Source organism: Anabaena catenula FACHB-362 (genome assembly GCF_014698735.1).
Lineage (GTDB): Bacteria > Cyanobacteriota > Cyanobacteriia > Cyanobacteriales > Nostocaceae > Anabaena > Anabaena variabilis_A.
This window is the reverse complement of record NZ_JACJTQ010000013.1, coordinates 23385-35053: the sequence shown is the minus strand read 5'-3', so window position 1 is coordinate 35053 and position 11669 is coordinate 23385. Positions and strand designations below refer to the sequence as shown.

Annotated in this window: 11 protein-coding genes; 5 read left to right on the top strand and 6 right to left on the bottom strand. The window is 40.6% G+C overall.

All coding sequences use genetic code 11. The annotated features are described in order from the left end of the window. Nucleotides 1-139 precede the first annotated feature (139 nt). The 3 genes from H6G68_RS10610 to H6G68_RS10600 are packed head-to-tail and all read right to left on the bottom strand — an operon-like array spanning nucleotide 140 to nucleotide 3647. The gene (locus tag H6G68_RS10610; RefSeq protein ID WP_190906622.1) at nucleotides 140-1351 is read right to left on the bottom strand and encodes a diaminopimelate decarboxylase family protein; all 1212 of its coding nucleotides are present in this window, start codon (nucleotides 1349-1351) and stop codon (nucleotides 140-142) included. After that, complete coding sequence (locus tag H6G68_RS10605) at nucleotides 1321-3024, bottom strand: asparagine synthetase B family protein (protein WP_190906621.1); 1704 nt, start codon at nucleotides 3022-3024, stop codon at nucleotides 1321-1323. Before H6G68_RS10605 ends, H6G68_RS10610 begins: the two co-directional genes overlap by 31 nt. A 2-nt stretch (nucleotides 3025-3026) precedes the next feature. Then, the gene (locus H6G68_RS10600; protein WP_190906620.1) at nucleotides 3027-3647 is read right to left on the bottom strand and encodes a DUF3859 domain-containing protein; all 621 of its coding nucleotides are present in this window, start codon (nucleotides 3645-3647) and stop codon (nucleotides 3027-3029) included. 87 nt (nucleotides 3648-3734) lie between these two features. Between H6G68_RS10600 and H6G68_RS10595 the strand changes: the two genes are divergently transcribed. From H6G68_RS10595 to H6G68_RS10585, 3 genes are all read left to right on the top strand, one after another. Next, on the top strand, nucleotides 3735-3941 hold the full coding sequence (locus H6G68_RS10595; RefSeq protein ID WP_127055828.1) for a hypothetical protein: 207 nt from the start codon (nucleotides 3735-3737) through the stop codon (nucleotides 3939-3941). A 72-nt stretch (nucleotides 3942-4013) separates the two neighbouring features. Continuing rightward, a complete protein-coding gene (gene purM / locus H6G68_RS10590) occupies nucleotides 4014-5036 on the top strand; it encodes a phosphoribosylformylglycinamidine cyclo-ligase (RefSeq protein WP_190906619.1) in 1023 nt (340 codons plus the stop codon). A 448-nt stretch (nucleotides 5037-5484) separates the two neighbouring features. Continuing rightward, on the top strand, nucleotides 5485-6171 hold the full coding sequence (locus H6G68_RS10585; RefSeq protein ID WP_127055826.1) for a PHP domain-containing protein: 687 nt from the start codon (nucleotides 5485-5487) through the stop codon (nucleotides 6169-6171). A 288-nt stretch (nucleotides 6172-6459) separates the two neighbouring features. On the opposite strand, the gene H6G68_RS10580 is transcribed toward H6G68_RS10585, so the two are convergent. Further along, on the bottom strand, nucleotides 6460-6999 hold the full coding sequence (locus H6G68_RS10580) for a retropepsin-like aspartic protease family protein (RefSeq protein ID WP_190906618.1): 540 nt from the start codon (nucleotides 6997-6999) through the stop codon (nucleotides 6460-6462). Nucleotides 7000-7448: 449 nt separating this feature from the next. Continuing rightward, nucleotides 7449-7838, bottom strand: coding sequence for a hypothetical protein (locus tag H6G68_RS10575; RefSeq protein ID WP_127055874.1), 390 nt, complete (start codon nucleotides 7836-7838; stop codon nucleotides 7449-7451). A 261-nt stretch (nucleotides 7839-8099) separates the two neighbouring features. Here H6G68_RS10575 and queA point away from each other — a divergent pair, with 261 nt between their 5' ends. Both queA and H6G68_RS10565 read left to right on the top strand, forming a co-directional pair. Further along, on the top strand, nucleotides 8100-9284 hold the full coding sequence (gene queA, locus H6G68_RS10570; RefSeq protein ID WP_190906617.1) for a tRNA preQ1(34) S-adenosylmethionine ribosyltransferase-isomerase QueA: 1185 nt from the start codon (nucleotides 8100-8102) through the stop codon (nucleotides 9282-9284). 340 nt (nucleotides 9285-9624) lie between these two features. Further along, on the top strand, nucleotides 9625-10728 hold the full coding sequence (locus tag H6G68_RS10565) for a tetratricopeptide repeat protein (RefSeq protein ID WP_190906616.1): 1104 nt from the start codon (nucleotides 9625-9627) through the stop codon (nucleotides 10726-10728). A gap of 185 nt (nucleotides 10729-10913) precedes the next feature. On the opposite strand, the gene H6G68_RS10560 is transcribed toward H6G68_RS10565, so the two are convergent. Continuing rightward, nucleotides 10914-11609, bottom strand: coding sequence for a potassium channel family protein (locus H6G68_RS10560; protein WP_190906694.1), 696 nt, complete (start codon nucleotides 11607-11609; stop codon nucleotides 10914-10916). Nucleotides 11610-11669 lie beyond the last annotated feature (60 nt).

Genomic DNA, 11669 nt, shown 5'->3' with positions numbered 1-11669 from the left:
AATAGGGAAGAAAAAGAGTAGATGTAGATAATATACTCGACTTATTTTTTATTCTCTGAATTACTCATTATCTTCCTTTGGGAACTTTGCGGTTAATTCATAAAAAAATTGGAACATAAAATGGGAAATCGGGGATATGTTAGACTATGTGATTGTTAAGTAAAACGCTGTAATCTTCCCGTTTTCTAATTAAACGATGAGTATTATTTTCTAGTAACACTTCGGCTGGTTTGGGACGATGTAAAAAATGTGAAGACATCGCATAACCATAAGCACCAACATCTAAAATGGCGATAATATCGCCAATTTCTAAAGCGGGAATTTGACAACCTTTCCCTAAATAATCTCGTGAGTAAGTTGTATTTCCACAAATATCAGTTGTGTACTTTTCAGAAATTGGATTTTTCCAAGTAACGATTTCTCGATAACCTCCATGTACAGCAAGAACAGAAATATTAGCGACAGTAGAATCAACACCAACAACTTGTTTTTTACCTTGCCATTTTACAGAAACAACCTTAGCTAACATTATTGCACAACCTGCTATAGCAGAACGTCCTGGCTCAATTACCAAATTAATTTTTCTGTCTAAATTGCCAATTCTGGTACTTAACTCCTTACCAAACAATTCCCAATCAAAAGCTGCACCATGATGATAATATGGATAACCAAAACCACCACCAAAATCCAAATATTGCCAATCTTGTAACTTTTGTGCAATTGCTAAAACCGAATCAATAACATCAGTAAAAGCAGAAGTTGCATTAGTTCCCGTACCCCGATAAAAATGTAAACCTGTAAGTTTTAATCCCGCAGCATTAGTAATAGAAATAGCCTCATCAAAATCTGCCAAAGTCACACCAATACGACTATCTTCCGAAACATTCAACCTTAAACCAAGACGTAACTCCTCTTCCTCTCCGCGTCTCTGCGACTCTGCGTGAGATAAAAAAACCTCACAACACAAACGCAACTGAGAAATACTATCCAAATTGAGAGTAGTAATTCCCCAATCTAAAACCTGAGACATTTCTTCCCGACTTAAATTACTGCCACTATAAACAATATCACCAGGAAGAAAACCTGCATTTAAACCCAAATAAATATCCCCTGGAGTATTAGCATGAAGTCCCCAACCAGCAGCTTGAAAGATTTTTAATAAGGCAATATTGCCATTTGTCACACTAGCGAAATGAAACTTAGTGCGGGGATAACTAAAAGATTTAGTAATATGTGCAATAGTTTGGCGTAAAATATCCCCATCATAAACATACAAAGGAGAACCGTAAATTTGCAATAACTCCTGTGCAAGTTTGAGTTCTAAATTTGGTATTGCTTGTACTTTTTCCATAACCAACTAGGTAAGATAAATGGATGATTCCAAGACTTTGTCACTAATTTTGCACCAAAAACGTGGTAACGCCAAAGTTGCCACATTATCAGTAACCACAGACTTTCACCCACGCGTCTTCCTTGAATTGCTCCCCCCAATTCGCCTGTAACAATTTGTAAGGCAATATCAGGAAAAAAGCATTTCTCAGAACTCAGTATACCTGGATTTAACCAATTACCGATATCATGCCAATAATCATTTAAACACCAAGAGGTTAAGGGAACACCCATACCGCGCTTTTGTCGCCAAACAATTTCCGCTGGTAGCCAATTTTCTACTGCACGTTTGAGGATATACTTCTCACAAGCACCATGTAGACAGAGTTCTCCAGATAGCTGAAAAGTCCATTCTGCTAAAAGTAAATCACAAAAAGGCGATCGCACACCCAACCCATGAGCAAAACCCAACGCAGTCGCACGGGGATGGATATTCTGCGCTCCTTTTAACATCAAACTAGCACGACGGAGACGATGTAACAACGAAGGACAAAAACTGGAGTCAAGAGCATCTAACAGCCATTCCTGAGCATTTAAACCCCGTATCTGTGCATATATTTCCGGTTGATAAACCCTCGCTTCATAACCCCAAAGACGGTGAAAAGTGCGGAGATATTGCTGAAGAAAATTTTCCTCTCCGTTGGGATTTTCAGCTTGATAAATACCAGCAGCAATTAAAGGTTTATTAGTCCAACCGGCAAATAATTGATCACCACCTTCACCATTAAAAATCACCTGAGTTTCTTGAGAAGCAACTTGATTAAGGAGATATAAAGGAACAGTTACCCCGTCACCAAAAGGTAAATCTAAAGCTTTGACAGTAGGAATCAGCGCATTTTTAATTTTATTTGGACTTGCGTCAACTTTCACCAGAGGAATATTGAGAAATTCCGCAACTTTTTCCGCATAAGGATATTCAGGAATTCCCACATTACCAAAATCCAAAGTGTAAGCGCGAACCTTCACACCAGCTTCTACCAACAAAGCCGCAACAACTGAAGAATCTAAACCACCAGAAAGGAAAACCCCCACTGGTTCATCTTGTAAATCAGCAATTTGCTTTTGAATTGAATTTTTTAGTAAAACTTGCAATTGTTCAACTGCGGTATTTTCATCTTTAATTTGTTCTTTTGATTCACACCATTGATAAATCTTGCGAAATTGAGGATCACCGACATCTTCCCAAACTACTTCAGTTCCCGCAGATACAGCATAAATTTTATCAATAGGACTTAAAGGATTTGGAACATAAGAAAAACAACTATAACCATATAAACCAGAAATACTAACTTCCTGTTTTTCAATAACTTCTAAAAGTAATTGTAATTGAGAAGCAAACCAAATCACATCTTCTTGCTGAGTCCAAAATAAAGAAACCCTTCCAAAAGCTTCCCTACCCAAAATCAACTTATTTGATTCTAACCTCACCCAAACATCAGAACAATCAGAAAATCCACCCGCAGAAATAGCCGCAATCCTATCTTCCGGTAAAGATGGTACAGACTCACAACCAACATAAACAACATCCCAAACAAACTTTTCCCCCTCACCTCCTCTCTTTGCGCCTCTGCGCCTCTGCGTGAGAAACTCTTGTTTATCCTTACCCCAATAGCCCATAAAATGATAGGGAAACATAACTATTGAAGCACAAAAGTTTCATCGCTAATTTTCCGACCATCGAGAAACATTTCGACTTTCCAATTTCCCGCCGTTGCAGTAGAATTAATAGTATAACGACAAAAAGTATCCCAAACAGAAGTTGTAACTTCGCGGGTTTGATAATTATTTTGCTTAACAAGTTGTCCACTGGGATCAATCCAATTACAAGAAAGATCAAGTTTTTTACCGATAGGTGCATCTTTCAAAGTGACACGATAAAAAAGTTCTGCATTAGATTGACGGGAGACATTTTTCAAATTTCCATTATTTGATTCTAGAGTAATGCGGTCTTGCTGTGCCGAAACATTAGCCAGTAAAGAACCTTGTTGTTGATGAAAAAATATTGTTAATGCTATCCCTAAAATAACAGCCCCAGCCACACCAAAACCAATCAATTTATTTCGGCGTTGTTGCACTTCCAAAGCTTGACGACGACCTAACTGAATCAAGGCTTCATCTAATAACTCAGGTGCTAAATTCAATTCTTGTAAAATGTCCTTAACCTGCTGTTGATCAAGTTCTGCTTCTTGACGCAATTGCAGTCCTTGGACTTCAGCGATTATTTGGTTCAATTGCTCTTGAGTCAGTCGCTGGTTCATAGGTTTGGGTAACTTTTGGTAAAAACCTTTCTCTGCTTCCTTTCTATATCTTAGAATTAATCGACTACTATAAAAATCTCCAATTCTATGGATAGCAAAACACTCGCTCAATACCTAGAAGCTACAGATAGCATCTCCAAACCTTGGCTATTGGTACAACTACGCCTGAAAAAACTAGAAGAACGGCGCGATACCATCTCATCAACAGCCTACGCCGAAGAACTCGCAGATATTCACCAAGATTTGATGAATTTGGGCGAATGGTGGCGCGGAATTGAAGATCAAGTTTTTTAATGCAGATAGCGCCTAAATTGTGTGATGATAATAGCCTATGTTTGTAGCGGATTGATAACGGTGTAACTAGGCATGGATTATAGGGATGCAGGCGTTGATGTTGAAGCGGGTAGAGCCTTTGTAGACCAAATTCGCAATTTGGTTCACAGCACCTTTAGGCCGGAAGTTCTAGGTGGACTGGGTGGCTTTGGTGGCTGCTTTCAACTACCCACAGGTTACAAAGAACCCGTTTTGGTTTCTGGGACAGATGGTGTAGGTACAAAGCTGAAAATAGCCCAAATTCTCAACCGCCATGACACCGTTGGTATTGATTTGGTGGGGATGTGTGTTAACGATGTGTTGACATCTGGCGCAGAACCGTTGTTTTTTCTAGATTATGTGGCTACAGGTAAGCTAGATAAAGACCAGTTAACTCAAGTTGTGGCAGGAATAGCTACTGGTTGTAAGTTAGCTGGTTCTGCTTTATTGGGGGGAGAAACGGCGGAAATGCCAGGTTTTTACCAAGTTGGTGAATATGACTTGGCTGGTTTTTGTGTGGGAATTGTGGAAAAAGGCCTCATGTTGAATGGTTCCCAGGTACAAGTTGGGGATGTGGCTGTAGGTTTAGCTAGTGCTGGTGTTCACAGTAATGGCTTAAGTTTGGTGAGAAAGATTGTCAGTGACGGTGGTTTTTCCTGGAATGACACCCCACCATTATTAAATGGAGTATCTATCGGCGAAACATTCCTTACACCTACCCGCATTTATGTTAAACCTGTTTTGGCGGCGTTGAAAGCAGGGTTAGAAATTCATGGAATGGCGCATATCACTGGTGGAGGTTTACCAGAGAATTTACCCAGATGTTTAGGAAAAGATCAGTCAATTAAAATTAATCCCAGTAGTTGGAATATTCCCCCCGTGTTTGAGTGGTTAGCTGAAGCTGGGTCTGTCGGTGCTGAAGCTATGTATAATACCTTCAATATGGGCATTGGATTTGTAGTGCTAGTTCCACCGCATCAAGCAGAAGAAGTCATTACCCATTTTCAGTCCCAAGATATTCCCGCTTATGCGATTGGTGAAGTCGTGACAGGTGCAGGTAAATTAGAGGGTTTATGAAGATGGGGTGATGGGGTGATGGGGAGATGGGGTGATGGGGAGACGCGGTGATGGGGAGACGCTCCAGATGAGGAGAAATAATTATCTACTGCCCCCTGCCCCCTGCCCCCTGCCCCCTGCACCCTACCCCCTGCACCCTGCACCCTGCCCCCTGCCCCCTGCCCCCTGCCTATTTATTCCCTATTCCCTATCGTCTTCAGCAAACCATAAATATCAGTATTTATGGAAACTTAGGCAAAATTTTAGACTCTCTTTATAGAAGTAATCAAAAATACTCATGACCATCAGCGTTTAGATTTGCTAACGTAGTCGTAACAAAACTAAAAAAATCATTGAAGTAGCGTAGAGAGTAACAGACAAAACTAGTGGGCTGTATTAGCGATTTCTAGTTTCTAAGTCTGGTGTGTGAATGTATTAAAAATTACGTATTTTCTGTTCAGAGAGGGTTATGGTTATAGATTTTGCCCGGACTACGGCTTCTACAGAACTTTTAAAACAAGTATTCCAGAGCATTGATGCCCAAAGTTGTCCAACTTTATACAACTTTCATATGCACACAGTCCACTCAGACGGAAGGTTGCAGCCGATTGGGTTGATGGAACAAGCGATCGCTATTGGTTTAAAAGGAATGGCGATCACAGATCATCATACAATTGGTGGCTATCAAGCCGCACACGCTTGGTTAGAAGATTGGAAGTGGAATCATCCAGATATACAAACTCCTTATCTATGGAGTGGTGTAGAAATTAATGCCAATCTGTTAGATATAGAAGTTCACATTTTGGCTTATGGTTTTGAGGCAGAAAACTCTAGTCTAAAACCGTATTTGCAAAGCAAAGGGACTACAGGCCAAGACTATGAAATAGCCAATGTCATTACCGCTATTCATGACGCTGGAGGAATAGCCGTACTGGCTCATCCAGCACGTTACAAGCGATCGCTCTTTGACTTGATTCCCGCTGCGGTAGAACAAGGTATTGATGGTGTTGAAGCTTTCTATGCTTACAAAAATCCCAATCCCTGGAAACCCTGCGCGGTGGAATCAGAACAAGTCCAAAACTTAGCTCATGAATTCGGTTTATTTAACACCTGTGGTACAGATACCCACGGTTTAAATCTACTCCAACGGTTGTAAGGCGCAACTCAAGTCGCTTACACTCCAATTAAAAATTAAAAATTATTAATTAAAAATTATTATTCTTTTTAATTTTTAACTTTTAATTTTTAATTAAAAAAATGTCAATTTTAACTAAATTCTGGGGTTTTAAGTCCTCCGCTTCTACAAGCGACAAGTAGGTTAGGCGAAGTCTAAATCTCCATCACAAAACTTATAGCAGGAGTCAGGAGGCAGAAGGCAGGGGGCAGGGGGCAGGGGGCAGGGGGCAGGAGAATTGTAATTACGAATTACGAATTACGAATTATTTTAACGCTGTTGAAATTCAACTTGTTTTTCTAAAATTTTGACATCATAGTTGCCAAAAAAATCGTGTCCAAGTAGCCCAATTCTCGCTTTGGGAGCTATGGCTACTGTGGCATTATTAACTACAGCACCACTAACGGCAATTGTTGGCATCTTACCAGTTTGGAATTCTACCACGCTACCGTCTGCGATCATGGCGCTTATTTTTCCCGAAGGTTGAACTTTCAGGGCTGTGGCCATTCCTTGAGTAATCAGAATACCACTGGCACCAGTATCAACAATCATCTCAAAAACTTGATTACCATTAAAATTAACATCTATAATCGGAGTCCTGCCGCTACGACGCTTAATTGGGACTCGAAACACTCTTGGACTTGGTTGATTTAGTTGATTTACCCCGCATAGTTGCCCCAGACTGACAGTTTTACCTGATGATGTCACCATAAAACAAGCACCAGGATCATTAGCTTTTGCTACGTAGGGTACTGTTAAAAACATCATCCCAAATATAGATGCAATTCCTATCCTCTCAACCGCTTTCATTGTTTATGGTTTCTCTAAATTGCTCGAAAATCCTCTAAATCTAGAATAATCGAAAATCTGGACTATACCTACAACAAAAATTTTTCGAGTTACTGAAAGAGCAGATGACAGGAAATTTTGAGCCAATGTGAGTATTTGTGAGCTTATGTTAAGAAAACAGTAACTAGCTACTAACCCTTTCCTAAAGTACGGCTGATTCCGCCACGCTCTAAGCCTCAACTTCAAGGGTTTTCAGCCTTTTTTATTATAAAATGGTGTTAGTCTATACGTAGCTTGTGTGACCCTGCTTTAAGTAAGCTACAGACTCTTATTTAGACCTCGACTGTATCCCTTACGACAGCCGTAGGCATAACAGTTTTGAATTTTGTATCCCTTACGTACGCCTTTGGCTCTATTTTGAGTTGTTGAATTGTTGAATCGTCTTGTAAAAGCTTGATCATCAATCGAGATTAAGCTAGTGTTTCTGGACAATAGCCCAAACCCCGAACAAACTGTTGCCGGAAAGCCTCAATTTCCTCTCTCTCAGGACTACCATGAGATACAATTGCTACTTGATAGCGGCGCATCACATCCACAGGAAACTGTCCCGCTTCCAAACTCCAAAGTGCCATTTGCACTCTCATGGGTGGTTCGTAGCTGATTCCTAATTCATTGAGAAAAGCTCGAAAATCACCATCGTCTTGGGGTGAAAGTGGCTCTCTGAATTTGATCCTCACTACCCAACCATCTATTTGATGAATTACGGTGATGAAGGAAATTGGGTTTTCGGGTCTGCCATGCAGATGTTGAACAACCCTCAGAGTTAAACTGGCATTTGCTAGGTAATATAAATATTCCATCATGGTGTTTGGGATTGAAGCTAATCCTACTTCTCTATCTTCGTAAATAAAGCATAGTTCCCGGTAGGGTAAAAACCCCCGTTTTTATATGGGGAGATTTACCCAATTTTGATTTTAGTGTTTTTGTTTTTCTCAATAGTATCAATGCTAAAGTCTGGGGATGAAAATAAAAGATAATATTTTAAAGTTCTATGAAGTAAGTCAGCAAAATAAAACCCTTTTTCCCCTATTTCTGATCCCCTATCCCCAATTACTCTATAAATGGAGCAACAAATCACACCAACCAATTTGCACTTAACGTCTAGCCTAGAAGCAGAAAATGTTAATTTAGATCGTTTGTTATCTGGGTATGACTACGAACTACCAAACGAACTGATTGCCCAAAATCCGGCTGTTCCTAGAGATAGTTCACGGTTACTGGTGGTTAATTCTCCCAGTATAGGTCAGGAAATATCACCGCTAAACCATGTTTTTCGGGATTTACCTGAACTACTAAAACCTGGAGATTTGTTGGTCATGAATAATACAAAAGTCTTATCAGCACGTTTGTATGGCCGCAAGTCAACAGGGGCAGAAGTGGAAGTTTTGCTGTTGGAAGAAAGACGGCATAACTGTTGGTTAGCTTTGGTAAAGCCAGGAAAACGCTTTAAAGTCGGAACACAGATTATCTTTGATGGTTCTAAAGATTTATATGGCGGAAATAAGGTCAAAAGTAGAGCCTCAATCTCAACATTGACAGCTACGGTTGTGGAATCAGATCCAGACACAGGAGGCAGGTTATTACAATTTGATTTGCCAGAAAAAATCTCTTTGATAGAGGTTTTAGATCAATTTGGGGATATTCCTTTACCACCTTATATCAATAGGTCAACGGCTGGGGGTGAACAGTATCAAACGGTGTACGCCCAACAACAAGGAGCGATCGCAGCACCCACGGCAGGATTACACTTTACACCAGAACTGTTGGATAAATTGCGCGATCGCGGTATTAATCAAGCTTTTGTAACGCTGCACGTTGGTGTCGGGACTTTTCGCCCTGTGGAAGTCGAAGATGTAACTACTCACCAAATGCATGAAGAATGGATTGAAGTCAGTGCTACGACAATTGAGCAAATCCGGGCTACTAAAGCCGCTGGGGGGCGCATTATTGCCGTCGGAACCACGGTAGTTCGCACTTTAGAGGGTTTGGCTCAATTTGGGGATTTGCAACCCTATGTAGGCAAAATAAACCTGTTTATTTATCCTGGCTATCAATGGCGGGTAGTTGAGGGTCTAATTACTAATTTTCACCTGCCACGTTCGAGTTTATTGATGCTGGTAAGTGCTTTAATTGGGAGACAGAGGTTATTGAAGATTTATCAACAAGCGATCGCTGCTCAATATCGTTTTTATTCTTTTGGTGATGCCATGCTCATTTTGCCTGAAGGAACTCTGACTGCTGAGTAACGAGTACCGAGTACCGAGTAGAAAGTACCGAGTAGGGAGTAAGGATGAAAAAGATGGATAAACAACTGATCAATGCCCAATGACTATAGGACTTACGCACAAGTCACGGAATAATGAACCACGAAGACACGTTCACGGAGTGTCCCGATAGCTTGCGTAGCGACGTAGGAGCTATAGGGATAGAACACGAAGGAAATAGGGTTTGAGAGATATTTTGCGTAAGTCCTGGACTAATAACTAATAACTAATGACTAATGACTAATGACTAAATTGTGAATTTTTGATTTAGTTATGGGTACTCTGAGTTTGGTAAGGATATATGAATACCGGGTGACAATTCATGTCTAAAACAATTCAGAGTACTCCGTGCTTACACAGAGTCTTTAAAGCATCATTTTCCAAAAATTATGCACAGCAATTAGGAATAGTATTAGCTTCTTCGGCGTTTCTCTTGTTGGGTTTACCGACAATTACTGATTTACCTGGTAGTAAGTTGTTGGCACAAAATGTCGTTTCTCAGGATTTAGACGCGGCTATCTTGTATCAATTGGGAGTGACACGTTATCAGCGCCAAGATTTACAAGGTGCAGAATCTGCATTTCGTCAAGCTTTGCAGCGAGATCCTAAAATTGGCATGGCGCGGAATTATTTAGGCAATATCTTTTTGGAGCAAAATCGCCTAGATTTAGCTGTCCAAGAATATGGAGAAGCGATTAGACTGAATCCCAATTTAGGTGATGCGTATTACAATTTGGGGTTGGCTTTACAAAAACAAGGACAAAAAGAAGCAGCGATTACTGCTTACCGTCAAGCGTTGGTAGCAAGTCCGACAATGGCGGTGGCACAGTATAATTTAGGTTTGGTATTATACGAACAAGAACAGCGACAGGAAGCGATCGCAGCTTTTCAACAAGCAATTAATTTAGATGGTAGCAACTCTAATGCTTACTTTAATTTAGCGATCGTATCTCAACAAGAAGGTCAAGTAGAACAAGCCATCACAGCCTATCGTCAAGCCTTAAAGCTAAATCCCAAGAATACGGTAGCTTACAACAATTTAGGTAGTCTTATGGTAATTCAGGGTCAACCCTCCCAAGCTATTACCATTTATCAACAAGCTATTCGCCAAAATCCCAAAAATGCTTTAGCTTACTATAACTTAGGGGTAACTTTATACAATCAAGGCAATCTCAAAGAAGCTGATCAAGCATTAAAACGCGCTCGTCAAGAATATGCTCAACAAGGTAATACTGAGCAATTCGCAAAAATTGACCAGATGACACAACAAATTGCCCAGTATTTAACAACAAAAAAACCTGAAGTTAGTCAAACAGCAACCCCAACTCCTACTTCTAACAGTGATGTATTACTACCAGCACCTGAACAAGCAATGCCAGTTAACTTTACTGACGTGCCTAACACAGTTGAACAACAGCCGAGGTGATGGGGTGACGCGGTGATGGGGTGATGGGGTGATGGGGTGACACGGGGACGCGGAGATGAAGAGATGGGGAGACGCGGTGACGGGGTGACGCGGAGAAATAATTACCTCCCCCCCCTGCACCCTGCCCCCTGCACCCTGCCCCCTGCACCCTGCACCCTGCCCCCTGCACCCTGCACCCTGCTTCCTCAAATTGGCAAGCGGTTAATATCTTTATTGCAGCCAATAACTACCATTGCGGAACCACGTTCTAAACGCTTGGTGGTGTCAGGATTAATCTTAAATTTACCATCCTGACTCACTGCCAACAAATTTAAACCATAACGATTACGAAGTTGGATTTCTGAAACAGTTTTGCCGTGAAATTCATCAGGGACAATTACCTCAACAATACTATGGTCTGGGTCGAGATCAAATCGGTCTAGAATAGATGGTTTAGTCAGCGTCCTTGCTAAAGCACAACCTGCTTCATATTCTGGGAAAACTACATGATCTGCTCCCACTCTTTTTAACAGCTTGCGGTGAACTTCACTAGAAGCTTTAGCAACTACATGAGGTACACCAGCTTCTTTCACATTAAGAGTGGTGATAATACTTTCCTGGATATAGTTACCAATTGCCACAATTACTGTATCAAATTCAAAAATACCAGCTTCTTTGAGTGCGGCAGGTTCTGTTGAGTCTAGTTGCACAGCATGACTAACAATTTCTTCAGTTAATGCTTCAGAAACAAGCTTTTCATCAACATCTGTAGCCAAAACTTGATAACCCAAATTATGTAATGTTGAACACACAGAACGACCAAACCGACCCAAACCTATTACAGCAAATTGCTGGTTATCGTGACGTAAACTGCGAAAAAACTTTAATGATGAAAGATTCATAATTGGTGATTGGTAATTAGTGATTGGTAATTGGTAATTAGTGATTGGTAATTGGTGATT